The sequence below is a fragment of the Hafnia alvei genome (assembly GCF_900095695.1).
GTDB classification, from domain to species: Bacteria; Pseudomonadota; Gammaproteobacteria; order Enterobacterales; family Enterobacteriaceae; genus Hafnia; species Hafnia alvei_B.
On record NZ_FMIQ01000068.1, the window covers coordinates 35,042 to 60,561 of the forward strand.

A 25,520-nucleotide genomic window follows, 5' to 3' on the forward strand; every position below is an offset into this window, starting at 1 on the left:
AGCCGACATATTCATGAGTCGAGGTACGCAAGATCGTAATTTTGACAATATCGCTGAAAAATTTGCGCGCAACATTTACGGCACGACCAAAGGAAAAATCCGTCAGGCAGTGTTATGGCAGGATCTAGAACAGTTGCTGACGCAGCTCCCGCAAAGATCCTTACACATTCTTGATGCAGGCGGTGGGCTTGGGCAGGTATCCTGTGAGCTTGCCGCACGCGGTCATCAGATCACGCTCTGTGACATCTCGGGTGAAATGCTCAAGCGCGCGCAGGCTTATGCTGAAGAGAAAGGTGTGATCCAACACATGCGTTTTGTGCAAAGTCCGGCGCAAGAGATGCATCAGCATTTAGAACAGCCGGTTGATCTGATATTGTTCCATGCGGTTTTGGAATGGGTTGCTGAACCTCAAGAAACGTTGGCATCTTTGATAAAGTGCTTAACGCCGGGCGGCGCATTGTCGTTAATGTTCTATAACTACAATGGCCTGTTAATGCGAAATGTGATCATTGGCAATACGGCATACGTCAATCAAGGGATGCAAAAACGTAAGACACGCACGTTGTCACCTGACCATCCGTTGGATCCACAAAAGGTGTACGGCTGGCTTGAAGACATTGGGCTGACAATTTCCGGTAAAACGGGCGTGCGGGTATTCCATGATTACCTACGAGACAAGACGCAACAAATTGAGGCTTTTGATGATCTATTAGCGCTGGAGCAGCGTTATTGTCGTCAGGAGCCTTTTGTGAGTTTGGGGCGCTACATCCATGTGATGGCGCACAAACCCGACACGAAGGACCAACTATGAGTGATTTCTCCCAGACTGTACCGGAGCTGGTTGCCTGGGCGCGGAAAAATGACTTTTCAATTTCACTTCCCACCGAACGTTTGGCGTTCATTTTGGCTATTGCCACTTTGAACAGCGAACGACTTGACGGTGAGATGAGTGAAGGTGAACTGATCGATGCATTCCGACACGTCAGCAAAGCTTTTGAACAAACACATGAAACGGTAGCCATCCGTGCCAATAATGCGATTAACGATCTCGTTAAGCAGCGCCTGCTAAACCGCTTTACCAGCGAGTTAGCCGATGGAAATGCAATCTATCGTTTGACGCCGTTAGGCATTGGCATTACGGATTACTATATTCGTCAGCGAGAGTTCTCAACGCTGCGCCTGTCTATGCAGCTGTCTATCGTGGCGCAAGAGCTACGCAGCGCAGCCGAAGCGGCAGAAGAGGGTGGTGATGAGTATCACTGGCATCGTAATGTGTTTGCCCCGCTGAAATACTCTGTTGCTGAGATTTTTGACAGTATCGACTTAACTCAGCGCATCATGGATGAACAGCAGCAGGGCGTTAAAGCAGATATTGCGGCGTTGCTGAATAAAGACTGGCGTGCTGCTATCTCAAGCTGTGAAGTTCTGCTCTCGGAAACTTCAGGCACCTTGCGCGAATTGCAAGATACGCTTGAAGCGGCGGGTGATAAGCTGCAGGCAAACCTGCTGCGAATCCAAGACGCCAACCTGAATAACCCTGATTTGGCATTCGTTGACAAACTGGTGTTTGATCTGCAAAACAAGTTAGACCGCATTATTAGTTGGGGCCAGTTGACCATCGATCTGTGGATCGGCTACGACAGACACGTGCATAAGTTTATCCGTACCGCGATCGATATGGATAAAAACCGAGTCTTTGCTCAGCGTTTACGCCAATCAGTACAGAACTACTTTGATAACCCGTGGGCACTGACCATTGCCAATGCCGATCGTCTGTTCGATATGCGTGATGAAGAGCTCGCGTTGCTGAACGAAGAGGTCACCGGCGAACTGCCTCCGGATATGGAGTACGAAGAGTTCTCTGAGATCCGTGAGCAGCTGGCAGCAATGATTGAGCAAGAGTTGAAGATTTATCAAAAAGAACAGCGTCCATTGGATTTAGGCGCGGTTTTGCGCGAATACCTAACCCAGTATCCGCGCCAACGTCATTTCGATTTGGCAAGAATTTTGGTCGACCAAGCGGTTCGCTTAGGTGTGGCTGAAGCTGATTTCACCGGATTACCTGCTCAATGGCAGGCAATCAATGATTACGGAGCCAAGGTACAGGCCCATGTCATCGACAAATACTGAAAATATGATGCCAGCTAAACTGGCGCTAGCGGTGTTTAACCCGCTATTCCCTGCACTGGATAGCCAACTGCGATCCGGACGTCACATCGGCATTGATGAGCTAGATAACCATGCTTTCCTGATGGATTTCCAGGACGAGCTTGAATTATTTTATAGCCGTTATAACGTTGAGCTCATCCGCGCTCCTGAAGGTTTCTTCTATCTCAGGCCGCGTTCGACCACATTGATCCCACGTTCGGTGCTGTCTGAACTGGATATGATGGTCGGAAAAATCCTGTGTTATCTCTACCTTAGCCCTGAGCGTTTGGCGCATGAAGGCATTTTCAGCCAGCAAGAACTCTATGATGAGTTACTGTCTTTGGCCGATGAAAACAAGCTGCTGAAATACGTTAACCAGCGTTCAACTGGCTCGGATCTCGACCGCCAGAAACTGCAGGAGAAAGTGCGTACCTCATTAAATCGTCTACGCCGTTTGGGCATGGTCTATTTCATGGGGAATGACAGCACAAAATTCCGCATCACCGAAGCGGTGTTCCGCTTTGGTGCAGATGTGCGTAGCGGTGACGATCCACGTGAATCCCAGTTGAGAATGATCCGTGACGGCGAAGCCATGCCGTTAGAAAACACGTTATCACTGAATGATGAAAACGAAGAAAACGAATCCAGTGCGGACGGTAGCGCGGACAACGCGGAGGATGAACAGGAATGATTGAACGCGGAAAGTTTCGCTCGCTGACATTGGTTAACTGGAACGGTTTCTTTGCCCGAACTTTTGATCTGGATGAATTGGTAACAACGCTGTCCGGCGGTAACGGTGCAGGTAAATCCACCACCATGGCGGCGTTTGTTACGGCGCTGATCCCTGACTTAACGCTGCTGCATTTTCGTAATACCACAGAAGCCGGTGCGACTTCAGGGTCACGCGACAAAGGCTTGCACGGAAAGTTACGCGCTGGTGTCTGTTATGCCACCCTCGACGTGGTTAACTCACGCCATCAGCGCGTGTTAGTCGGTGTCCGTCTACAGCAGGTTGCCGGGCGCGATCGAAAAGTGGATATCAAGCCGTTCACCATTCAAGGCTTGCCAACCTCATTCCAGCCAACGGAAATCCTAACGCAAACCGTGGGGGAGCGTCAGGCTCGTGTGCTGCCGTTAAACGAGCTGAAAGAGCGCGTGGAAGCCATTGAAGGCGTGCAGTTCAAACAGTTTAACTCGATTACCGACTACCACTCCCTGATGTTTGATTTGGGTGTGATCCCACGCCGTTTACGTTCGGCATCGGATCGCAGCAAGTTTTATCGCCTGATTGAAGCGTCGCTTTACGGCGGTATTTCGAGTGCGATTACCCGTTCCCTGCGCGATTATCTGCTGCCAGAAAACAGCGGCGTACGTAAAGCTTTCCAAGATATGGAAGCGGCTTTGCGTGAAAACCGCATGACGCTGGAAGCGATTCGCGTCACGCAGTCTGACCGCGATCTGTTTAAGCATCTGATCACCGAAGCAACGTCCTACGTTTCTGCTGACTATATGCGCCATGCCAATGAGCGGCGCATACACCTCGATCAGGCATTATTGCTGCGCCGTGAATTGCTGGGAGGCCGTAAACAGCTGCTGGCCGAACAGTATCGCCACGTGGAAATGTCGCGTGAATTAGCCGAGCAAAGCGGGTCGGAATCCGATCTCGAAACCGATTATCAGGCGGCAAGCGATCATTTAAATCTGGTGCAAACTGCAATGCGCCAGCAGGAAAAGATCGAGCGCTATCAGGGCGATCTGGAAGAGCTGACCTACCGTTTAGAAGAACAGAATGAAGTGGTGGCTGAAGCGAGCGATCTGCATGCTGATTATGAAGCCCGCTCAGAAGCCGCTGAAGCCGAAGTGGATGAACTAAAAAGCCAGCTGGCTGATTATCAGCAAGCCTTGGACGTTCAGCAAACCCGTGCAATTCAATACCAGCAGGCGCTACAGGCGCTAGAACGCGCACGCCAAGTGTGTCAGTTGCCCGACCTCAATGCGGACAATAGCGAAGAGTGGTTAGAAACGTTCAGTGCGCGCGAGCAGGAAGCAACTGAAATCCTGATGCAGCTTGAGCAGAAAATGAATGTGGCAAGCGCAGCGCATTCACAGTTCGAAAATGCTTATCAGCTGGTGGTTAAGCTGGTGGGCGAAGTGAGTCGTAGCGAAGCATGGCAGGCGGGGCGTGATTTATTGCGTGACTGGTCTTCGCTTCAGCATCAGTCGGAGCGTGTGCAACCATTACGCATGCGTTTGGCCGAACTGGAGCAGCGCTTGCGTTCGCAACAAGATGCCGAACGTCTGTTGCAAGACTTCTGCAAACGCACCGGGCAGCAGTATCAGCCAGAAGAACTGGATGATGCGCAGCGTGAGATGGAAGAACGCATTGAAACGCTGACGATTGATGTGGCTGAAGCCAGCGAGCGCCGTATGGTGCTGCGCCAAGAGCTTGAGCAAATCACGGCGAAAGCGAAGGATTTGACCACGAAAGCCCCAGTGTGGCTTGCGGCGCAGGAAGCGCTGAGTCAGCTGAGCGAACAATGCGGTGAAGAGCTGTCAGACAGCCGTCAGGTCACTGAGCAGATGCAGCAATTGCTGGAGCGTGAACGTGAATCTACCGTTGAACGCGACGAAGTTGCTCATCAAAAACGTGAAATTGAAAGCCAAATCGAGCGTTTAAGCCAGCCAAGCGGTGCCGAAGATGGGCGTCTGATTGCGTTAGCTGAACGTTTTGGCGGCGTGCTGCTGTCTGAAATCTACGATGACGTCACCATCGACGATGCGCCGTATTTCTCGGCGTTATATGGTCCAGCACGACACGCGATTGTTGTTCCCGATCTTTCCTTGGTGCGCGAGCATCTGGTGGGATTAGAAGACTGTCCAGAAGATCTCTATCTGATCGAAGGGGATCCGCAGTCATTTGATGACAGCGTATTTGCCGCCGATGAACTGGAACGCGCCGTGGTGGTGAAAACTGCCGATCGTCAATGGCGCTACTCCCGTTTCCCTGAGGTGCCGCTGTTTGGTCGCGCCGCGCGTGAAAGCCGCTTAGAAACGCTGTATGCACAGCGCGATGAGCTGGCAGAGCGTTATGCGAACCTGTCGTTTGATGTGCAAAAAACGCAGCGTTTACATCAAGCGTTTAGCCGTTTTATTGGCAATCACTTAGCGGTGGCCTTTGAGCAGGACCCAGAAGCTGAATTACGTCAAATCAACAGCCGTCGTACTGAGATAGAACGTGAGTTCAATAATCAGGATAACGTGACGCAACAGCAGCGCCAGCAGCTGTCACAGGCCAAAGAGAGCGTCGCTCTGTTGCATAAGCTCACGCCGCATATCGGTTTGTTGGCTGATGAAACCCTGCAAGATCGCGTAGAAGAGATCCGTGAAGAGCTCGAAGAGGCGCAGGAAGCCGCGCGCTATCTGCAACAGCACGGCACCAATCTGACTAAGCTAGAGCCGATGCTTTCCGTATTGCAAAGCGATCCAGAACAGCATGAGCAGCTACGTCAGGATTATCAGCAGGCTCAGCAGAATCAGCGTACGGCTAAGCAACAGGCGTTCGCGTTAACAGAAGTGGTGCAGCGTCGTGCCCACTTCAGCTACAGCGATTCTGCCGGTATGCTGACCGAGAACTCCGATCTCAACGATAAATTGCGCCAGCGTTTAGAGCATGCCGAAGCCGATCGCAGCCGTACGCGTGAGCAGCTTCGTCAACAACAGGCACAGCTGGCCCAGTATCATCAGGTATTAGCTTCGCTAAAAAGTTCGTTTGAAGCTAAACGTGACATGCTCAAAGAGCTGTCGCAAGAGTTGCAAGATATCGGGGTTCAGGCCGATCCTAATGCGGAAGAGCGTGCACGTATCCGTCGTGATGAGCTGCATACCGCGCTGAGCAACAACCGTGCGCGTCGCAATCAGCTCGAAAAACAGATCATGTTCTGTGAATCTGAAATGGATAATCTGCAAAAGCGCCTGCGTAAGGTCGAACGCGATTACCACCAGATCCGCGAACAAGTGACCACCGCGAAAGCGGGCTGGTGTGCGGTAATGCGTTTGGTGAAAGACAACGGCGTTGAACGACGTCTGCATCGTCGTGAGCTTGCCTATATGGATGCGGATGAATTGCGTTCTATGTCGGATAAGGCGCTGGGTGCGTTACGGCTGGCCGTAGCGGACAACGAACATCTGCGCGATGTGCTGCGTCTGTCAGAAGATCCTAAACGTCCAGAACGTAAAATCCAGTTCTACATTGCGGTTTACCAACATCTACGTGAGCGTATTCGTCAGGATATTATCCGCAGCGACGATCCTGTCGATGCCATCGAACAGATGGAAATTGAGCTGGCGCGTTTGACCGAAGAGCTGACATCACGCGAACAAAAATTGGCGATCAGTTCGAAGAGCGTGGCGAATATTATTCGCAAAACAATTCAGCGCGAACAAAACCGTATTCGTATGCTAAACCAAGGCCTACAGACGGTGGCCTTCGGTCAGGTGAATAGCGTGCGTTTGAATGTTAACGTGCGTGAAGCGCATTCAACGTTGCTGACGGTGTTGTCAGAACAGCAAGAGCAACATCAGGATCTGTTTAACAGCAATCGACTGACGTTCTCTGAAGCGCTAGCAAAACTCTATCAGCGCCTCAATCCACAGATTGATATGGGGCAGCGTACGCCACAAACCATCGGCGAAGAGCTGCTGGATTATCGTAATTACCTAGAAATGGAAGTAGAGGTTAACCGTGGCTCAGACGGTTGGCTGCGTGCTGAAAGTGGGGCGCTGTCAACGGGCGAAGCTATCGGTACCGGTATGTCCATTCTGGTGATGGTGGTTCAGAGTTGGGAAGAAGAATCTCGCCGCCTGCGCGGTAAAGATATTTCGCCATGCCGACTGCTATTCCTTGATGAAGCAGCGCGTCTGGATGCGAAATCCATTGCGACGCTGTTTGAGCTGTGTGAACGTCTGGAAATGCAGTTAATTATTGCGGCACCAGAAAACATCAGCCCAGAAAAAGGCACTACCTATAAACTGGTGCGTAAAGTGTTCAATAACACTGAACATGTTCATGTCGTGGGATTGAGAGGCTTTGCTCCTGAGAAAAGTCCTATAGAATCAGTGGCTCAAGAAGAATCTGAAACATAATTTCTTGTAAATTCCGCATACTGAAATCATTATTAACGCAAACGGCCTTCATATAAGGCCGTTTTTTTTGGCAGAATATAGCCAGTGACGTATCATCATATAATTAACGTGCAATGTCTGGGTCGTTGACGCACCAACCGACACTGAAACGGCAAAATGTCATTTCTATTTGTATAATTAAGCTAAGGTTCCGAAATTCGGTGCCTGTGAGCTAACTAGGGAGCAAGGGATGGTGCTGAATAACAGATTCCGTCTAAGCCATATGGTTGTCGGTGGTTCAATAGCAATGAGTGCATTGGCGCTAAGCATCATGCCAGCCTATGCAGAAGTTGCTAATCAACCCGTGGTTTCAGTGGCGACCATGAGTGTACCTCAATCGCGTTCGGCGCTGTTGTCGCAGCTTCCACAGGGCGTTTCGCTGCGTTATTTGAACCAACTTTCTGCGCTCTACGCCGCTAACCACATGCAGCCAATGTGGCAAGATCGTACAGCCGTTCAGCAATTTCAACAGCAGCTCGCTGAAGTTGCACTCTCTGGCGTTCAGCCTCAGTTCACCCAATGGGTTCAGGCGCTGACTAATCCTGATGTTAGTGGCATGGCGCGTGACGCCGTTTTATCTGACGCGATGCAGGGCTATTTGCAATTTGTCTCTGGCGTGAGCGCAACCAAAGGCAGTTGGCTATACAGCTCGGTGCCTTATGCAATGGCAGAGCCGCCGGCAACGCTGGTGAATAACTGGCAGCTGTCGATTCGTGATGGCCGCTTGAATACTTTTGTTAAATCGTTGGAACCTGCGCATCCTCAGTATGCCGCGATGCATAAGGCGTTAAAAAATCTGTTAGCGGATGCGCGCCCTTGGCCCGTGGTGAGCGACGGCCCGAGTTTAAAACCGGGTGACCTGAGCGCGGATATGCCAGCGCTGCGTGAAGTGTTGCAGCGTACAGGAATGTTGGAAGGCGATTCCAGCGTGAAGCCAACGCCGGTGCCTGAGGCGCAGCCGTTGCAATCTCCTGCGAGTCAGGATCCTAATGCGGTCATCAGTCCATCAACCACTGCGGTTACTGATTTGACCAAGCAACAACCATCACCAGAGGCTGAGCCAGCAAAAGCGGCGTCCGTTTCGGTGATCGATAACCGTTATACGCCTGAGCTTGTTGAGGCAGTGAAACGTTTCCAGCAGTGGCAAGGTTTAGCCAGTGACGGGGTGATTGGCAAGCGCACACGCGAGTGGCTGAACGTATCGCCGCAAACGCGCGCTACACTGCTGGCCTTAAATATTCAACGCTTGCGTATTTTGCCGGGAGAAGTGAATACCGGCATTATGGTTAATATCCCTAACTACTCGCTGATTTATTACCAGAACGGCGCTGAAGTACTTTCATCTCGAGTGATTGTGGGGCGCCCATCGCGTAAAACGCCGCTGATGAATAGTGAATTGAATAACGTGGTAGTTAATCCACCGTGGAACGTGCCAACAACGCTGATTCGTGAAGATATTGTTCCGAAAGCTATGCACGATCCGGGCTATTTCGAACGCCACGGATATCGCCTGTTTTCTGGATGGAGCAACGATGCCGAAGCGGTCAATCCTTATATGATCGACTGGGCGTCTGTGTCGCCGCGTAATTTCCCGTATCGAATTCAGCAAGCACCGGGCGCGAATAATTCGCTAGGTCGATATAAGTTTAATATGCCAAGCCAAGATGCTATTTATCTGCATGACACTCCAAACCACGGATTATTTGAAAAAGATATTCGTGCGCTAAGTTCAGGTTGTGTTCGCGTGAATAAGGCTTCGACGCTGGCAAATATGCTACTTCAAGATGCTGGTTGGAACGACGCGCGGGTTTCGTCTGCGTTGAAAGAGGGGAATACGAAATATGTCCCGATACGTCATCGCATTCCTGTTCGCCTCTATTATTTGACTGCATGGGTTTCTGAAGATGGCAAGCCGCAGTTCCGCACAGATATTTACAATTATGATGACACTGTACGTTCAGGGGCAAAAATTGCTGCGCAAGCCGAGCGGCTTTTTCAACTCTAGCAAGCAGTTAGCAAAACCATAGTTTTTGTAATGTTGTAAATAATAGCCATAAAATTCTGTGATAACCCGTCAACCTTGGCGGGTAGCGGGTTGACTCGATCTTCCATGGCGGTTATGGTGCCTGACGGTGCGCTTTGGTGCGTGATTTTCAGACATTTTGCCGAGTAAAACATATCTCATGGATCCAGTTAATATTCATCGTCGCAAGTGGTTGGCTTTAGGTGGCGTTGCTATGGGAATGGCAATGCTACCAGGGCAAGCGTTAGCAACGCTTTCTACACCACGTCCTCGTATTTTGTTACTCAATAATTTAAATACTGGCGAACAACTTAAGGCTGAGTTCTTCGACGGAAAAAACTATATTCAGGAAGAATTAGTTCGCCTGAATCATTTGTTCCGCGACTACCGCGCGAATAAAGTAAAAAGTATCGACCCTCGCTTATTCGATCAAATTTTTCGTTTGCAGGCGATGATTGGCACACGTAAACCGATTCAACTTATTTCCGGTTATCGTTCCCCACGCACCAATAATGAATTACGCGAGCGCGGCAGCGGTGTGGCGAAACATAGCTACCATACGCTAGGGCAGGCGATGGATTTCCATATTGAAGGTGTCCAGCTAGCCAATATTCGTAAAGCTGCATTGAAAATGCGAGCGGGTGGCGTTGGATATTATCCGCGTAGTAATTTCGTGCATATTGATACCGGCCCCGTTAGAAATTGGTAATGGCGCTTTAAGACGGTATTATTAGGTAGTCAAAGAGATCCTAAACGTCGGCCTTTGCCGGCGTTTTTTATATTGGGGCAAACATGAAATATAAAATCATTCCCGTCACTGCATTTCAGCAGAATTGTACTGTTTTATGGTGTGAGGATACGCTTCAGGCCGCGATCGTCGATCCGGGCGGTGAAGCAGCCAAAATTCAGCGTGAAGTTGAAGCACTGGGTTTAACGGTCACTCAAATTCTGCTGACTCACGGACATTTAGACCACGTGGGAGCCGCTGGCAGCTTGGCGAAAACCTTAAATGTGCCGATCTATGGCCCGCAGGAAGAAGATCAGTTTTGGCTGGAGGGGCTGCCAGCTCAGAGCAAAATGTTTGGCCTTGGCGATTGTGATCCCTTGGTGCCTACCCGTTGGTTAAACGACGGCGAAACCTTGTCGGTAGGTAATGAGACGTTGCAGGTTTTCCATTGCCCTGGTCATACGCCAGGCCATGTGATTTTCTTTAGTGAAAAATCACGTTTGGCACAGGTAGGCGATGTGTTATTCAGTGGCGGTGTCGGGCGTAGCGATTTTCCCCGTGGAGACCATCAGGCATTGATTAACTCAATTAAAACTAAGCTTTGGCTTCTGGGTAATGATGTTGCGTTTATTCCAGGACACGGCCCAATGTCGACCTTCGGTCAAGAGCGCCAGACCAACCCATTTGTTCGCGATGAACCTGCGGTTTGGTAGCGTCGCGGTGAATGATATTTGCAGCATAAAAAAGGAGCCATTCGGCTCCTTTTGTCGTTTCAATGCGCGTATTTATTTCAATACGGCGACAATGGCTTCACACAGCGGTGCCATATTGTCTGGCGTCATTCCGGCTACGTTGACGCGGCCAGAGTTTACGGCATAGACGCCGAATTCATCGCGCAGGCGGATCACCTGATCTTTGGTGAGTCCACTGAATGAGAACATACCATTCTGCTTGATGATGAAGCTGAAGTCCTGCTCAGCGCCTTTTTCCTGCAGGGTGTTAACGAACAACTGACGCATACGCTGAATACGTTGGCGCATGTCTGTGAGTTCTTGCTCCCAAATAGTACGCAGGGCTTCATTACCCAGAATAGTCGCTACCACCGAACCACCGTGTGCTGGTGGGTTGGAGTAGTTTGCGCGGATAGTGGCTTTAATCTGGCTAAATGCTTTATCGGCGGTTTCACTATCAGCGGCAACTAACGTGCAAGCACCAACGCGCTCGTTGTAGAGGCCGAAGTTTTTGGAATATGAACTCGCAACCAGCAATTCATCATGCTTAGCGGCAAAAATGCGCAGGCCCTGTGCATCTTCTTCTAAACCCTTGGCAAAGCCTTGGTAGGCGAAGTCAAACAGCGGTAACCAACCTTTCGCGACAGACATTTCTGCCAGCGCTTCCCATTGTTCTGGTGTTGGGTCAATACCGGTTGGGTTATGACAGCAACCGTGGAATAGAACCACATCACCGGCTTCTGCTTGCTCTAAGCTGTTCTGGAGGGCTGCAAAGTCTAACTGATGATTTGCCGCGTCGTAGTAATCATATTCGCGTACCTCAAGCCCTGCGGCGTTAAATACGCTTTTATGGTTAGGCCAGCTAGGGTTGCTCACCCATACGCGCTTGGCTGAGGTTTTATTGGCAATAAAATCAGCAGCTACGCGCAGAGCACCAGTCCCACCTGGGGTTTGAGCCGCATGAGCACGTTTGTCCTGAATGATTGGGCTTTCTTTACCAAACAGTAATTCCAGCGTGCAGGTAGCGAAAGCAGGAATACCATCGATGCTCAGATAGTTTTTCGTGGTTTCGTTTTCCAGCAGATACTGCTCAGCTTTTTTAACGCTGGTCAGAACCGGTGTTTTACCTGTTTCATCTTTATAGACGCCAATACCTAAATTGATTTTGTTGGTACGGGCATCGGCACGGAATAAATCGGCAAGACCTAAAATCGGATCCGCTGGTGCGGCTGGGATATTTTCAAACATGTAAGAGCTTCCATGTGTGGGATTGAGCCAGAGAACCCTCAGGTTACCGCTACGCCGCGAGCTTGCCAACCGTTTGCCACAAAAAGAATACAAAGTTGTTACCTGAATGCTTCAATGCCGATAAAAGCACCAAAAATAAGAAGAAAACCAGAAAATTAGGCAGGAAATAGGGCGGTAGAACACGGACTAAAAGTAGGGGAGATAAATAACTCTTGATGAGTGGAGCCAAACCCTAGATAACAAAAAGCAGAGCCGAAGCTCTGCCTTTGATTCTGTTCTGCTACAACCGCGAGGTTGCCGTCAGATTAGAACTGGTATACCAGACCCAGAGCTACGATATCGTCAGTTGCGATGCTGTTAGCTTTGGTGAAATCGTTGTCATCCAGCAGGTTGATTTTGTAATCAACGTAGGTAGACATGTTTTTGTTGAAGTAGTAAGTCGCGCCGACATCAACGTATTTAACCAGATCTTTTTTGCCATCTACGTTGGTGTTCAGGTCTTTACCTTTAGACTGCAGGTAAGCAACGGATGGACGCAGACCGAAGTCGAACTGGTACTGTGCAACAACTTCAAAGTTCTGAGTTTTGTTAGCAACACCGGTAGAACCGTATGGAGTCATGTTGCGAGTTTCTGCATACATAGCTGCCAAGTATACGTTGTTAGCGTCGTATTTCAGACCAGTGGTCCATGCGTCAGCTTTATCGCCGCCAGCAACGTTACTGTTAGCTACGCGACCACGAGTAACTTGCTCGTTGGTACGGTCAGATGAAGAGTACGCTGCACCAGCGCTGATGCCCATACCGAAATCGTAAGAGGTAGACAGACCGTAGCCGTCACCGTTCTGCTGCTGGTAGTCACGGCCGTTGTTGCTTTCGGTCGCGTTGCCATTTTTGCCTTGGTACTGAGCGGCGATGCTCAGGCCGTCAACCAGACCGAAGAAGTTGTTGTTACGATAGGTCGCAACGCCGTTGGTACGGCCAGTCATGAAGTTGTCGGTGTTGGTGTAAGAGTCACCACCGAATTCTGGCAGCATATCGGTCCATGCTTCAACGTCGTAGATTACGCCGTAGTTACGGCCGTAGTCTAATGAACCGTAATCACCGAATTTCAGGCCCGCAAAGCCCAGACGGGTTGCGTTTTTAGAAGAGCCATTGCTTTCGGTGTTGTTTACTTTGATGTTGTATTCCCACTGACCGTAACCAGCCAGTTGGTCGTTGATCTGAGTTTCGCCTTTGAAGCCGAAACGAGCGTAAGACTGGTCGCCGTCTGAACCTTTGTCGTCAGAGAAGTAGTGCAGACCGTCAACTTTACCGTACAGATCCAGCTTGTTACCGTCTTTGTTATAGACTTCAGCTGCGTTTGCTGCACCGGCTGCTAACAGCGCTGGGATCACTACTGCAAGAATATTGCGTTTCATCATTGTTACCCTCTAAAGGAGTTATTTTTTTTTTGACACCTGCCACTGCCTAATTTAATTCTGCGCGGAACTATTTCATCACTTACGGAACTAAAAGAGAAAGTATGGTGTCTTCCTGTGTCTGCATCGCAGTGTTCCATTCACTAGAGCGATAATCTACATCGAAAATGATACAAAACTATAATTCGAGTAACAGAACGCAAGAATGTGTTTCAAAATGTAAAATTTTGGGAACTTTGTGACAGGGGTCTAAGTTTAAAAAAGAGAGGGGCCAGCATTGCTGGCCCCTTTTTTGTGATCAAAACGTTGAAATGTTGTTTTATTACTTAATTAGAAGGTTGCGTTTCTTGGTGTGCGTGGGAACGGGATCACGTCACGAACGTTTTGTACGCCGGTCACATAGGCGATTAAACGTTCAAATCCGAGGCCAAAACCAGAGTGAGGAACGGTGCCGTAACGACGAAGATCGCGATACCACCAATAATCTTCTTTGTTCAGACCCATTTCTTCTAAACGTGCATCGAGAACGTCTAAACGCTCTTCACGCTGAGAACCGCCGATAATTTCACCAATGCCAGGTGCTAACACGTCCATTGCAGCAACGGTTTTGCCATCTTCGTTCATGCGCATGTAGAACGCTTTGATGTCTTTTGGATAGTTTTTCACTACCACCGGTGCTTTAAAGTGCTGTTCTGCTAAATAACGTTCATGCTCAGAAGACAAATCGACGCCCCAGTAAACTGGGTTTTCAAAGGTCTTACCGCACTTAAGCAGAATATCAACCGCGTCGGTGTAATCCACCTGAGCAAAATCGGAGGTGACAAAACGCTTCAGGCGATCGATGGCGTCTTTATCTACGCGCTGAGCGAAGAACTCCATGTCATCGGCACGTTCATCAAGCACGGCTTGGAAGACGTATTTCAACATTCCTTCGGCAACGCCGGCGATATCGTCGAGATCCGCAAATGCAACTTCAGGCTCAACCATCCAGAATTCAGCCAGATGGCGGCTGGTGTTCGAGTTTTCCGCGCGGAACGTTGGGCCAAAGGTATAAACCTTAGACAGCGCGCAGGCGTAGGTCTCGCCGTTCAGCTGGCCGGATACGGTCAGGAACGCTTCACGACCAAAGAAGTCTTCACCGAAATCGACTTTACCTTCATCGGTACGCGGCAGGTTTTCCATATCCAACGTTGAAACGCGGAACATTTCACCAGCGCCTTCGGTATCAGAAGCGGTAATCAGCGGGGTTGAAACCCAGAAATAGCCGTTTTCATGGAAGTAACGATGAATAGCCTGTGCCAGCGTATGACGAACGCGAGCCACCGCACCGATAATATTGGTACGTGGGCGTAGGTGAGCCACTTCGCGCAGATATTCGATGCTGTGGCGCTTTGCCGCCATTGGATAAGTGTCTGGATCTTCAACCCAACCCACGACTTTAACTTCCGTGGCTTGCAGTTCGAAACTCTGGCCTTCACCCGGAGAAGCAACAACTTTACCGGTGACTTCCAGCGAACAGCCCGTAGTCAGGCGCAAAACATCACTTTCATAATTCGGTAGAGAATTATTAACGACGGCCTGTAACGGATTAAAGCAGGAGCCGTCATAAACGGCGAGGAAGGAGATACCAGCTTTAGAATCTCTCCGGGTACGTACCCAACCGCGCACGGTGACTTCAGTGTCTACCGCGGCACGACCTTGCAGTACGTCGACTACAGGCACTACGCTCATAGATTTCTCTCTTTTATTGATCTTGGATGATAAATAACCTACAGCCCAGATAATACGGGCATGTTGCTATGTTACTTGTCATGCAAACAGACACAAGAAGAAATCGCAGACAAATCGCAAGAACTTGACGAGATATTGGGGGATTGAATGAAAAAAAGGAGAATAATCGATTTTATCAGTAAAAATTGGCGTTTTTTAGGCAAAAAAAGAGGGCGTAGCATACACCCTCATAATATTTGTTGTGCGAACGATTAAACCAAATAATTTAACTGGCTTTTTTTACCAGCGGTAAATCAAAGGCTTTGCGCAGCGCTTTAACGAAAGCTTTGTCATGGCAAATGGTTTTACCCGGGCTATCAGACAGTTTGGCGACGGGCTTACCGTTACACTCAACCAGCTTAATCACAATGTTTAGTGGTTTAACCTCTGGAATATCGCAGGTTAAACGGGTGCCGATACCGAAGCCAAGATTAATGCGGTTATGGAAATGACGATACAGCTCTAAGGCTTTTTCGAGATCGAGGTTATCGGAAAACACCAGCGTTTTTGTCATCGGATCAATGCCCAGTTTTTGGTAATGGGCGATGGCTTTCTCTCCCCATTCAACCGGTTCACCGGAATCATGACGCAGACCTTGATAGCGATTGGCAAACTGCGGGCCAAAATCGCGTAGGAAAGCATCCATCGTGATGCAGTCGGTGAGGGCAATGCCAAGCTGATCGGGGTATTCATCTAGCCACGCCTGAAGGGCTGCCCGTTGGCTGTTTGCTAATACCGGGCAAATCTGTTGGTGGGCTTGGAACCACTCATGAGCCTGAGTCCCCATCGGTGCAAGGTCTAGCAGCTGGGCAAACTTATAGTTGCTAGTGCCGACCAAATGTGGGAAATCCGTTTTCAGCGTTTCAATAATGGCACGTTGGACATCGTGTGAGAAACGACGGCGGGTGCCGAAATCCATCAGCTTGAAGCCAGAAAGATCGATATCTGCGCTCAGTTGCTTAAATGAGTCGAGCTTTTTACGCAGCTGTGCCACGGCCATTTCTGGCGTTGCCAGCGGTGAGCGGGCGCGGTGTACCACTTCACTGATAACGGCGAGCAGTGGGACTTCCCACATAATCACTTCACGCCAAGGGCCAGTGATGCGGATATTGAGGTGGCCATCTTCGTCATGGATATCGACCTGTTGCGGGTTAAAGCGAAAATCGCGCAACCAGTCCAGATAATCTTTTTTGAAGAAAGGCAGAGTGCTGAGATAGTTATATTCTTCATCTGTCAGCGCAAGATCGCCCATCAAAGCAACCTGCTGAATAATTTCGTTGGCATAACTGCCCAGTAACTCGTCGCCACGGCAACGAAATTCAGCCGCTACGGAGAGATTGCGGTAACGATGATACACCGCCTGCTGCATGTGCAGCTTATAGGCGTCAGTATCCAATAATGAAGTTAATATCGGGGAAGCATGTTGAGTCATGGCGCGTTACTGCATCCTCGTCAGGGATATTCCACGTTCGGGATAGTCGGCAAAGTCGGAGGAGTATACCTAGTTTATCCCGAGATTGAAGCCTCATAACACCATATGACATTTGATAGGTCGAGGATTAAACGTGCCATTTGCAGTAGCACCGATTAAGTTACTGTGCAATTGTACAATATACATACCTTGATCCCAGTCTCGTTTCCTGAACAAATATCACGCATTTTCATTGTTAGCATCAAAGCTAATGAATCCACTTGGCGAATAAAAACTGACTTGGTTTTTACCGCGTTTCTTCGAGTAATAGAGCGCTTCATCCGCTTGCTTTATAGAGTGGTTAATATTTTGATAGTCATCAAGACGCGCCAATCCACAGCTAATGGTGAAGCCAACGCTAGGCTTATTCGGGATGGCAATACGTAGCATTTCGGTACGATGGCGAACCACATCAATAATCTTCATTGATTGATGCATATCTTCATATTTAATTAAAATAGCAAACTCTTCCCCACCGTAGCGACAATAAACCGTACTTTTCGGCAGCGACTGTTCCAGCGTTTGGCTAAAGGCGATAAGCGCTAAATCTCCAACGTCATGGCCATAGCGGTCGTTTAGTCTTTTAAAATTATCGATATCAATTAGACAGAAGGCGAGAGGGTAGTCTTTCTCGGTAATCTGGCTGCACTGATTGAAGAATTTGCGACGATTATAAATATTGGTCAGCGGATCGGTTGAAGATGCTTCGAGCAGCTCATTGATAAGCTCTTGCTTTTCAGTTTCTAACAGGTGCTTTTCTATTTGATTTTGGCGTAGCTGATTAATAGCATCGGATATTGCCGACAGTTCTCCGGTCATGATCGAGTTATCTGGATATATGTTGAGGTCGCCTTGAGATAACTTCATGATATTTTTATTGGTGAGCGTCAGCCACAGACTAATTTTGGATGAAAAAACCAAGATTGGCATCACGATATATAACGCTAGCAGCCAGCACAGTGAAATCATGCCGTAAAGCTGAACTCGGCTGATACTTATCTTCTTTTCTAGCTCATGCAACTCAAGGTTATAGCTGTTATTTACGAAGAGAGCAGAGGCTTTATCAATGCTGATGATGTAGCGGTAGAAGCCGTCAAATGCATTGGATGAGCGACTCTGCATCACGCTGGTAAGGTCGGCAGTCAGATGCTGCATGCTGTCTTTGCTGAGTTTGTTTAATAGTTCGTCAATGTTTGCCGATGGATGTGCTCCACCAGGCGCGGTTGCAATAATAAAATCTACCCGCGAGCGCAAAGAGTCCAGCACGCCAATCAACTCTATCGAACGTAGATAAGATTGATTGCGCTTCACTTCATCCGTTTTGATATCGACTAACTGATCAATAAGCTCGGTTGCCGTTAACGTTAAGCGGTTATTTAAGCGGACGCTCTCGATAAATTTGTAGGAATGAGTGTCGGATAACGTCGTGTTATAGACATACAGGAAATAGAGCTTATTAAGTTCGGTGATAAAATAATTGCTCTTCACATCAAGCTGAGCCTGCATTAGAGGGCCGGCTGCGGATAATTCTTGATTATCGTTGGCCGTCAGTCTGTAGACGAGAGATTTTGCTTGGCTAAACATCTCATGAGTCTGTTGTTCTAATTCTGTCGCTGACTTGTCAGTAGGAGGAAGAACCAGTGCTTCAGAGTCGAGCCTGACCTGTTTTTCTGCGTCAAGGATCTCATTTTGCGTAATGGAATCGCTCATGAAACTGATACGCTTTAAGCGATGAACTAACAGTGCAGATTGGAAAACTTCAGTGAGCTCGCGTAGTCGTTTTACTTTGTAGAGGTTTTGCTGGTTTTGCGCGAAATCGATATGTGCTTTATGCAATGAGCTATAGATAAAAATACCAAAAAAGAACACCAATGCCGTGGTGAAAATGTAGATAAGGTTTTTTAGCTTCATGCACGCTGTTTTCTGGTTTTAGAACTTCGAGGAGCTCATTTAATATATTACTGGCCGCCAAAGCGGGCGTAATGAACAAGAAACGTCGAACGATAAGGTAACTATGATCATTATGTCAGAATATCGGCACTCAGAGTAAGTATTTAGGACTGAGAATAATCTTGCTCCATTATGGCGAATGTTTAGCTAGCCTTTACCTTTTATGACTTAAGCATTGCGCTGCGCTCGGTTCTGATTCAGTTTTGCTTGGCAAGCTTTTGATGCCACTTGCGTGAATAACAGGCAAACGCACCGGAGTTTCTAGGCAGAGCTTCGGTTTTTCGATCGGTGTGATACAGTTTAGTTAATGGTTGGTTAGGGTGCTGATTTTTAGTCAGTGGCTATTCAGCAATGGCGCGGTCTACCGCGATACCGCCTTCCTGCAGCTTGAATTATTTAGGGCACATATTTTCGGCGAATCCTATAAGGGTATTTATGACACAACAACCTCAAGCCAAGTATCGTCACGACTATCAGGCGCCAGATTATACGATCACCGATCTGGCTCTGGATTTTGATTTAGACGCAGAGGTAACTACGGTTACCGCAGTCAGTCAGGTTAAACGTCAAGGCGCTGCGCAGGCACCTCTAATTCTCAACGGTGAAGATCTCACCCTAAAGAGCGTCAGTGTGAATGATGCTCCTTGGGAGCACTACCGCGAGTCAGAGAATCAGCTCATTCTTGAAAACCTGCCGGAAGCATTCACGTTGACAATTGTGAATGAAATTTATCCGGCTAAAAACAGTGCGTTGGAAGGACTCTATCTTTCGGGTGATGCGCTGTGTACCCAGTGCGAAGCCGAAGGTTTCCGCCATATCACGTATTATCAGGATCGCCCAGATGTTCTGGCTCGCTTCCGTACGCGCATCGTGGCGGATAAAGCGCGCTATCCATTCCTGCTGTCTAACGGCAATCGTATTGCGCAAGGCGAGTTACAGGATGGCCGCCACTGGGTGCAATGGGAAGACCCGTTCCCAAAACCAAGCTATCTGTTCGCGCTGGTTGCCGGTGATTTTGACGTTTTGCGCGATAGCTTTACTACCCAAAGCGGCCGTGACGTTGCATTAGAGCTCTACGTTGACCGTGGTAATCTCGATCGTACTGGCTGGGCGATGACATCGCTAAAAAATGCAATGAAGTGGGACGAAACCCGCTTTGGCTTAGAGTATGACCTCGACATCTATATGGTCGTCGCCGTCGACTTCTTTAATATGGGCGCGATGGAAAACAAAGGCCTGAACATATTCAACTCCAAGTATGTTCTGGCTAAAGCGGAAACCGCGACTGACAAAGATTATCTGGGCATTGAGGCCGTTATTGGCCACGAGTATTTCCATAACTGGACCGGTAACCGCGTCACCTGTCGTGACTGGTTCCAGCTGAGTTTGAAGGAAGGTTTAACCGTCTTCCGCGATCAAGAATTCAGCTCGGATTTAGGTTCACGTGCGGTAAACCGCATTGATAATGTCCGAGTGATGCGTGGTGCGCAGTTTGCAGAGGATGCCAGCCCAATGGCGCATCCAATTCGTCCTGATAAAGTCATCGAGATGAATAACTTCTATACGCTAACCGTCTATGAGAAAGGTTCTGAAGTTATTCGTATGATGCATACGTTATTAGGCGAAGAAAACTTCCAGAAAGGCATGAAGCTCTATTTTGAACGTCATGACGGCAGCGCAGCAACCTGTGATGATTTTGTTCAGGCGATGGAAGATGCTTCTGGCGTTGATTTGACGCTATTCCGCCGTTGGTATAGCCAAGCGGGTACGCCAGAGCTCAGTGTGCGTGATGAGTATGATGCAGAGCATCAGCAATATCGTCTCTACGTCACACAGCAAACGCCGCCGACCTCTGAGCAAACAGATAAGTTGCCGTTGCATATCCCGCTGGATATCGAGCTTTACGATCCGCAGGGTAACGTGATCCCGCTGATGATTGACGGCGAGCCTGTGAGTAACGTGCTTAATGTGACGGAGTCTGAGCAAAGCTTCGCGTTTGATAACGTTCCACATAAGCCCATTCCTTCTTTGTTACGTGAGTTCTCAGCCCCGGTAAAATTAGAGTATCCGTATAGCGATCAGCAGCTCAGTTTCTTAATGCAGCATGCGCGCAATGATTTCTCGCGTTGGGATGCGGCTCAAATGTTGTTGGCAAAATATGTGCGCCTTAACGTCGCTAAATTCCAACAGAATCAGCCTTTGTCGCTGCCAATGCATGTTGTTGATGCGTTCCGTGCGGTGCTATTGGATGAAACGTTGGATCCGGCACTGGCGGCACAAATTCTGACGCTGCCTTCTGAGAATGAAATGGCCGAGCTGTTTAGCATCATCGATCCTGAAGCGATCGGTGCGGTACACGCAGCAATCACGCGTCTACTGGCGAAAGAAATGGCGGACGAATGGCTGGCGGTTTACAACAATAACCGTACGCCTGAATATCGCATTGACCATGCTGATATTGCCAAACGTTCGCTGCGTAACGTCTGCCTGCGCTATTTAGCCTTTGGCGAAGACGTGGTGCTGGCCGATGAGTTAGTGGTGCGTCAGTATGAAAATGCGAACAATATGACCGATTCGTTAGCCGCGCTGTCGGCTGCCGTTGGCGCAGAGCTGCCGTGCCGCGACCGCCTGATGACAGAATTTGACGAGCGCTGGCATCAAGATGGTTTGGTGATGGACAAGTGGTTTATGCTGCAAGCGACCAGCCCGTCTGCGTTGGTTTTAGACAATGTAAAAGCGCTGCTTAAACACCGTTCATTTACGCTGAGCAATCCAAACCGCATTCGCTCGCTGGTGGGGGCATTTGCACAGGCTAATCCGTCAGCATTCCACGCTGCAGATGGTTCAGGCTATGCGTTCTTAACAGAGATCTTGAAAGATCTGAATACCCGTAACCCACAGGTTGCGGCACGCATGATCGAACCTCTGATCCGCTTGAAACGCTACGACGAAAGCCGTCAGGCTCTGATGCGGAAATCACTGGAAGAGCTGAAAGGATTGGAAAATCTATCCGGCGATCTGTTTGAGAAAATCACCAAAGCGCTCAATGCATAACCATTGATTTAAAGCACTAAATTGGAGCCCCGCAGCATGTATCGCGGGGCTTTTTTTATTGATGGCTGGTCGCATGTTGTTTTGTGACCAGAGATAGTCCTCTACGCTGAATGGCGGCATAAAATGTGGTCAGTGACGCTTCTAGGCGTTCAGTCAGTGCAGTGTCCAGCGCGGCTTCACGCGAGGTGTAATCAATCTGCACGTCGGTTGCAAAAACACCGTGTAATACTTCTTGGGCTTTTAACGCGCTGAGTACGGGTTTGAGTGCATAGTCCAACGCTAAAAAATGATTGGACGACCCCGCTGTAGCAAGCGGAAGCACGACTTTATGTTCAAGTGCACGCTCGGGGAGGAGATCCAGAATGCTTTTCAATGCGCCAGAATAAGCTGCCTTATAAACCGGTGTGGCAACCAGCAGACCATCTGCTCGGCTCAAAGCCTGGTTCAATGCCAGTATTGGTGGGCTATTAAAATTGGCGAATAAGAGATCTTCGGCGACGAAATCTTGCAGGCTAAAATGCACGATTTCTACGTTATGACGTGCGAGCCAGCGGTGAGCAACTGCCAGTAGGGCGGAAGAACGTGATGGCTGTTTTGGGCTACCAGCAAGCGAAACAATAACCATAGAAGGCTCCAAGTAAGCGTAAATAGAATGTTAAATCTAAATTCCATTTCACCCTAACAGCCAAAATAAGTTATTAAAAATTTCTTTTTATTCTTTTAAGTTCAAAAATTTTATATAGGCAATCAGATATCTTGCCGCTATCTCAAAACCTAAACGCCGCTAAGTGTCTATAAATAAGTAGGTAAGAGTAATCGTTTGCGCTGAATGCGTTCTTTTTGTCTTTAATCAATTCCAATCTGTTGAAAGATACCGGATAATACCGCCCCGACTTGCCACCGGATAAAGCATTTAATATAAACAGTGAGTTACATGATTGTGGTGTGCTATTGGGGTGCTGATGTTTCCAAAAAGCACCCCTAAATATCCAATAATAGCCGCCTTATCCCCTCACTTTACTTGGCACTTTTTCAATTCTTGGCGTGCTATGGCTCGCTGGTGGTCGATGAATTCAGCTAAATCCTGTAAGTGAATCATTCGAGGTGCTTTATTTGAATCAGCCAAACGGAAGGTTGGTATTGGTAATGCGCCTTCGTTTGCTCTGACTGCCGCTGTTTCTGGTTTCATCCCAAGATATTTGTCAGCAATCATGGAAAGTGGGATTGAGGCTGTTTCATATTCAGCCATTAGTAAAAAGATTGTATTCACGTTTTATTCTCCACACGGCTAGCTTTTACATCCACGATTACTCCAGCTAACTCTAGGCTTCTATACACATCACGCTCATAGCGTCTATGCTGGAATACTCCATCAAACCAATAGTTACTGTCGTTAACACTTGGAATGCTCAGCGGGCTATTTTCTCTGTCAATCACTGTAATGCTTCGTGACGTTCTATCGCGGATTGCTATAGCACCTTTCTTCTTTAATGCCTTGAGATGTAAGGTAGCGGAGTTTGGGGATTTGAACCCCATAGCCTCCGAAATTTCACTAACCGTTGGTGATATCCCATTTCGATTAATGTAATTGGTTATGACGTCTAGCACGGCACGTTGCTGCTTGGTGAGTTCCTGCATTAACTCCTCCTATATGCCTATGCAACCTTAACTACGGCGGCAAAACAGCTTTTAGCGATTGCCATCTGCTCGGCATCATTCATCGCGTCATGAAGCGCGTTGTGCTTAATCATCTGGAAGTATGGCTGGTGGTCAGGAACATAACCTTTTTTGCCACCAGTGAGCGCATCGATGTACGTCCGAACGTCGCGCTTGCCGTTATACTTCCATGGGCATTCCATGCGGCAGGAACGGTATGCGCTTTCTAGAATCGAGCCATCAAAATCGGTACCACGAAAATAAATAGTTACACCAGGATGTTGAGCTATCCAACTATTGAGATTGAGCAACTGATCGGCTAAAGATTCTCGATCGCCGGATAAGGCTTCTTGCGCATCCTGCTTCTGATTTCTCCACCAATGCTGTGTATCTTTTGAGACAGAGCGCCCAAGCATCAGCTGGTCGTTAGCATCAAGCAGGCAGTAGAACGCATTAGCTGAATAGTCAGAAAGCTCAGGCTCACGGCTTACAGCCAGAATAGATTCGCGAGTACCTTCCAGATTGGCAACATCAAAAGCAAAAGCGCCGATAGATAGGATGAGAGCAGAAGGGCGCACATCCATAGTTTCGGTATCGATCACGATAGTGTTAATCATATTATTCACCCTCACAATTTATGCAGCTCGTATCGTCACCCGCATCGCATTGGTCACATTTCTCCATCCCGCAATGTGGGCAGTCTTTTGTATAGGTTGGCGCTTCATTGCCACAGCTCGAACATTCTTCTATTTCTGGGGCTTGAAGAGTTGGGTTATCCATTGTTCTGCTCCTGTACTGGTGCTGCGGGTAATGGCATCCAGTGGGTAATTTCAAAGCCTTCTCGGGGAAGATTTGGAAACTCATCGGGATAAAAATCACCATCTTCAACTTCCGCACACCAAATGATCCCGCGATTACTACAAACCAAAACGGTGTTGTAATTCTCAGGCATGCCTTCATCCACGTTTATCCACTTATGCTCGCTTACAGGTATTATTGAGGCTTCATCGCTAGGTAATGGAGGCAAGTCAGGAACAGTCACGCCAAACAATGCAGCTAAGGCGCGATAATTCTGTTCGGAGTGATAGCGGCCTTTACAACGAACAAGCTTCTCAGCTGCTTTCCTGAACGCCAATAACGCCTCTGCAACGCTGACAGGCAACATCACGCAGCTGTTCCCGACTTCGATACAGTTTTTGATTCTTTTTTCTAAACGTTCAGTTGTTAATTCAGACATTGTTCAGATCTCCCACAACCTCAATCAGAATGTCATTTGCTAAATCGAGGCTGATCACATCATTTTCTGTATATGGAGATAGCGGCTCTTTAGCTGGCTGAAAGTGCAATACTGTATGGTTCCCGTAATAGTTGATGTATCGCAGCCGGTAGCACTTACCAAAAACACAAACAACATCATTAGGCTTTGCATCAGTAACGGGCTTTTTAACTTTGTGGTTGGTCAGCTGGTGGATCTCACGCAACACATCAAACCGTGTAATGGCTTCACGTAATATTGCTGCTGCTTCTGGATATTGATCATTAATAAGCTTCACGCCTGCATGCGCTTGCTTAACTAATGTTCCTGCTGGTATTTCACTGATGTGTGTCATTTGCATAGCTCCGTCAATTCAACGTATCGCCCCATAAAGAGATGCTCGGCAACTTCTGCGGTCATTGGTTCGATAGTGAAATCAACAAATGGAATGCCATTCAGAAGTGGCCACGGATTTTCATCAACGATCCCAAGGTCACGTTTTTCTGATGCCAGCATGATGAGGTCCGCATATTTGACGCAGCTGCTAAGCGCTAGTGGTAGGCCAAATCGTTCGCAGATAGCCATTTCAACGCGCTGTTCTAATGCGCGATAATCTGGCAAAAGAAGTTTTATGGGTGATGGCATATCTTTGATGTAAGCCTCGGCAGCGTCATGCATTAGGGCCTCGAGTGCGAACTCTGGAGGTACACAAAACGATGCGTGATAGCAGTGCTGAGCAACGCTGTACGCGGCCTTGGTATGCCCGTTAAAGCGGTTTTCTCTGGCAAGGGCATGAGCGATATCCTCGATCACTATTTGCTCGCGCTGAGGCTCAATTAAATTAAATGCTTTACCTGAGAAGGTAATAATATAAGGGCTGTTCACTTT

General features: G+C 48.4%; 20 protein-coding genes and 1 pseudogene. 8 read left to right on the top strand and 13 right to left on the bottom strand.

Annotated elements, in window-relative coordinates; translation table 11 throughout:
* The first annotated feature begins 13 nt into the window (after positions 1–13).
* The 7 genes from cmoM (at position 14) to BN1044_RS18640 (ending at position 10,792) form a co-directional block, all read left to right on the top strand.
* Complete coding sequence (gene cmoM, locus BN1044_RS18610; protein WP_072309931.1) at positions 14–811, top strand: tRNA uridine 5-oxyacetic acid(34) methyltransferase CmoM; 798 nt, start codon at positions 14–16, stop codon at positions 809–811.
* Positions 808–2,130, top strand: coding sequence for a chromosome partition protein MukF (gene mukF, locus BN1044_RS18615; RefSeq protein WP_025800983.1), 1,323 nt, complete (start codon positions 808–810; stop codon positions 2,128–2,130). The genes cmoM and mukF overlap by 4 nt, the downstream gene beginning before the upstream one ends.
* Complete coding sequence (gene mukE, locus BN1044_RS18620; RefSeq protein WP_025800984.1) at positions 2,111–2,839, top strand: chromosome partition protein MukE; 729 nt, start codon at positions 2,111–2,113, stop codon at positions 2,837–2,839. The genes mukF and mukE overlap by 20 nt, the downstream gene beginning before the upstream one ends.
* Complete coding sequence (gene mukB, locus BN1044_RS18625) at positions 2,836–7,290, top strand: chromosome partition protein MukB (RefSeq protein WP_072309932.1); 4,455 nt, start codon at positions 2,836–2,838, stop codon at positions 7,288–7,290. Before mukE ends, mukB begins: the two co-directional genes overlap by 4 nt.
* A 229-nt stretch (positions 7,291–7,519) precedes the next feature.
* Positions 7,520–9,334, top strand: a complete 1,815-nt coding sequence (gene ldtD / locus BN1044_RS18630) for a L,D-transpeptidase (protein WP_072309933.1) — start codon at positions 7,520–7,522, stop codon at positions 9,332–9,334.
* A 178-nt stretch (positions 9,335–9,512) separates the two neighbouring features.
* Entirely contained in the window at positions 9,513–10,061 is a 549-nt protein-coding gene (locus BN1044_RS18635) for a peptidoglycan L,D-endopeptidase MepK (RefSeq protein WP_072309934.1), read from the top strand.
* An 83-nt stretch (positions 10,062–10,144) separates the two neighbouring features.
* Complete coding sequence (locus tag BN1044_RS18640; RefSeq protein ID WP_072309935.1) at positions 10,145–10,792, top strand: MBL fold metallo-hydrolase; 648 nt, start codon at positions 10,145–10,147, stop codon at positions 10,790–10,792.
* A gap of 72 nt (positions 10,793–10,864) precedes the next feature.
* Here BN1044_RS18640 and BN1044_RS18645 read toward each other — a convergent pair whose 3' ends face one another.
* The 5 genes from BN1044_RS18645 to BN1044_RS18665 form a co-directional block, all read right to left on the bottom strand.
* A complete protein-coding gene (locus BN1044_RS18645; protein ID WP_072309936.1) occupies positions 10,865–12,058 on the bottom strand; it encodes an amino acid aminotransferase in 1,194 nt (397 codons plus the stop codon).
* Positions 12,059–12,363: 305 nt separating this feature from the next.
* Positions 12,364–13,479, bottom strand: coding sequence for a porin OmpC (ompC, locus tag BN1044_RS18650; protein WP_072309937.1), 1,116 nt, complete (start codon positions 13,477–13,479; stop codon positions 12,364–12,366).
* Between the two features lie 327 nt (positions 13,480–13,806).
* A complete protein-coding gene (asnS, locus tag BN1044_RS18655) occupies positions 13,807–15,207 on the bottom strand; it encodes an asparagine--tRNA ligase (protein WP_072309938.1) in 1,401 nt (466 codons plus the stop codon).
* 265 nt (positions 15,208–15,472) lie between these two features.
* Positions 15,473–16,678, bottom strand: a complete 1,206-nt coding sequence (gene pncB, locus BN1044_RS18660) for a nicotinate phosphoribosyltransferase (protein ID WP_072309939.1) — start codon at positions 16,676–16,678, stop codon at positions 15,473–15,475.
* Between the two features lie 219 nt (positions 16,679–16,897).
* Positions 16,898–18,628, bottom strand: coding sequence for a GGDEF domain-containing protein (locus BN1044_RS18665; RefSeq protein ID WP_072309940.1), 1,731 nt, complete (start codon positions 18,626–18,628; stop codon positions 16,898–16,900).
* A 474-nt stretch (positions 18,629–19,102) separates the two neighbouring features.
* On the opposite strand from BN1044_RS18665, the gene pepN reads away from it, so the two are divergent.
* Positions 19,103–21,721 carry an aminopeptidase N gene (gene pepN, locus BN1044_RS18670; protein WP_072309941.1) on the top strand — a complete coding sequence of 873 codons (2,619 nt, stop codon included), beginning with the start codon at positions 19,103–19,105 and terminating at the stop codon, positions 21,719–21,721.
* Positions 21,722–21,776: 55 nt separating this feature from the next.
* Here pepN and ssuE read toward each other — a convergent pair whose 3' ends face one another.
* The 8 genes and pseudogenes from ssuE to BN1044_RS18710 form a co-directional block, all read right to left on the bottom strand.
* Entirely contained in the window at positions 21,777–22,346 is a 570-nt protein-coding gene (gene ssuE, locus BN1044_RS18675) for an NADPH-dependent FMN reductase (protein WP_072309942.1), read from the bottom strand.
* A gap of 387 nt (positions 22,347–22,733) precedes the next feature.
* Complete coding sequence (locus BN1044_RS18680; RefSeq protein ID WP_072309943.1) at positions 22,734–22,991, bottom strand: pyocin activator PrtN family protein; 258 nt, start codon at positions 22,989–22,991, stop codon at positions 22,734–22,736.
* Positions 22,988–23,359: a LexA family protein gene (locus tag BN1044_RS18685; RefSeq protein WP_072309944.1), complete on the bottom strand. Its 372-nt coding sequence runs from the start codon at positions 23,357–23,359 to the stop codon at positions 22,988–22,990. The genes BN1044_RS18680 and BN1044_RS18685 overlap by 4 nt, the downstream gene beginning before the upstream one ends.
* Positions 23,360–23,376: 17 nt before the next feature.
* Entirely contained in the window at positions 23,377–23,994 is a 618-nt protein-coding gene (locus BN1044_RS18690; protein ID WP_072309945.1) for a 3'-5' exonuclease, read from the bottom strand.
* Positions 23,995–24,149: 155 nt separating this feature from the next.
* Positions 24,150–24,341: a DUF551 domain-containing protein gene (locus tag BN1044_RS23995; protein WP_282814977.1), complete on the bottom strand. Its 192-nt coding sequence runs from the start codon at positions 24,339–24,341 to the stop codon at positions 24,150–24,152.
* Between the two features lie 15 nt (positions 24,342–24,356).
* Positions 24,357–24,521: pseudogene (locus BN1044_RS24000) on the bottom strand (ead/Ea22-like family protein); the annotation flags it as partial.
* 85 nt (positions 24,522–24,606) lie between these two features.
* The gene (locus BN1044_RS23155) at positions 24,607–24,987 is read right to left on the bottom strand and encodes a hypothetical protein (protein WP_081329621.1); all 381 of its coding nucleotides are present in this window, start codon (positions 24,985–24,987) and stop codon (positions 24,607–24,609) included.
* Positions 24,984–25,517, bottom strand: coding sequence for an HD domain-containing protein (locus tag BN1044_RS18710; RefSeq protein ID WP_072309946.1), 534 nt, complete (start codon positions 25,515–25,517; stop codon positions 24,984–24,986). Before BN1044_RS18710 ends, BN1044_RS23155 begins: the two co-directional genes overlap by 4 nt.
* Positions 25,518–25,520 lie beyond the last annotated feature (3 nt).

Bases quoted from the DNA above. Each gene is read 5' to 3' on its own strand.
- cmoM (WP_072309931.1), top strand. From the start codon at position 14: ATGAGTCGAGGTACGCAAGATCGTAATTTTGACAATATCGCTGAAAAA.
- mukF (WP_025800983.1), top strand. From the start codon at position 808: ATGAGTGATTTCTCCCAGACTGTACCGGAGCTGGTTGCCTGGGCGCGG.
- mukE (WP_025800984.1), top strand. From the start codon at position 2,111: ATGTCATCGACAAATACTGAAAATATGATGCCAGCTAAACTGGCGCTA.
- mukB (WP_072309932.1), top strand. From the start codon at position 2,836: ATGATTGAACGCGGAAAGTTTCGCTCGCTGACATTGGTTAACTGGAAC.
- ldtD (WP_072309933.1), top strand. From the start codon at position 7,520: ATGGTGCTGAATAACAGATTCCGTCTAAGCCATATGGTTGTCGGTGGT.
- BN1044_RS18635 (WP_072309934.1), top strand. From the start codon at position 9,513: ATGGATCCAGTTAATATTCATCGTCGCAAGTGGTTGGCTTTAGGTGGC.
- BN1044_RS18640 (WP_072309935.1), top strand. From the start codon at position 10,145: ATGAAATATAAAATCATTCCCGTCACTGCATTTCAGCAGAATTGTACT.
- BN1044_RS18645 (WP_072309936.1), bottom strand. From the start codon at position 12,058: ATGTTTGAAAATATCCCAGCCGCACCAGCGGATCCGATTTTAGGTCTT.
- ompC (WP_072309937.1), bottom strand. From the start codon at position 13,479: ATGATGAAACGCAATATTCTTGCAGTAGTGATCCCAGCGCTGTTAGCA.
- asnS (WP_072309938.1), bottom strand. From the start codon at position 15,207: ATGAGCGTAGTGCCTGTAGTCGACGTACTGCAAGGTCGTGCCGCGGTA.
- pncB (WP_072309939.1), bottom strand. From the start codon at position 16,678: ATGACTCAACATGCTTCCCCGATATTAACTTCATTATTGGATACTGAC.
- BN1044_RS18665 (WP_072309940.1), bottom strand. From the start codon at position 18,628: ATGAAGCTAAAAAACCTTATCTACATTTTCACCACGGCATTGGTGTTC.
- pepN (WP_072309941.1), top strand. From the start codon at position 19,103: ATGACACAACAACCTCAAGCCAAGTATCGTCACGACTATCAGGCGCCA.
- ssuE (WP_072309942.1), bottom strand. From the start codon at position 22,346: ATGGTTATTGTTTCGCTTGCTGGTAGCCCAAAACAGCCATCACGTTCT.
- BN1044_RS18685 (WP_072309944.1), bottom strand. From the start codon at position 23,359: ATGCAGGAACTCACCAAGCAGCAACGTGCCGTGCTAGACGTCATAACC.
- BN1044_RS18690 (WP_072309945.1), bottom strand. From the start codon at position 23,994: ATGATTAACACTATCGTGATCGATACCGAAACTATGGATGTGCGCCCT.
- BN1044_RS23155 (WP_081329621.1), bottom strand. From the start codon at position 24,987: ATGACACACATCAGTGAAATACCAGCAGGAACATTAGTTAAGCAAGCG.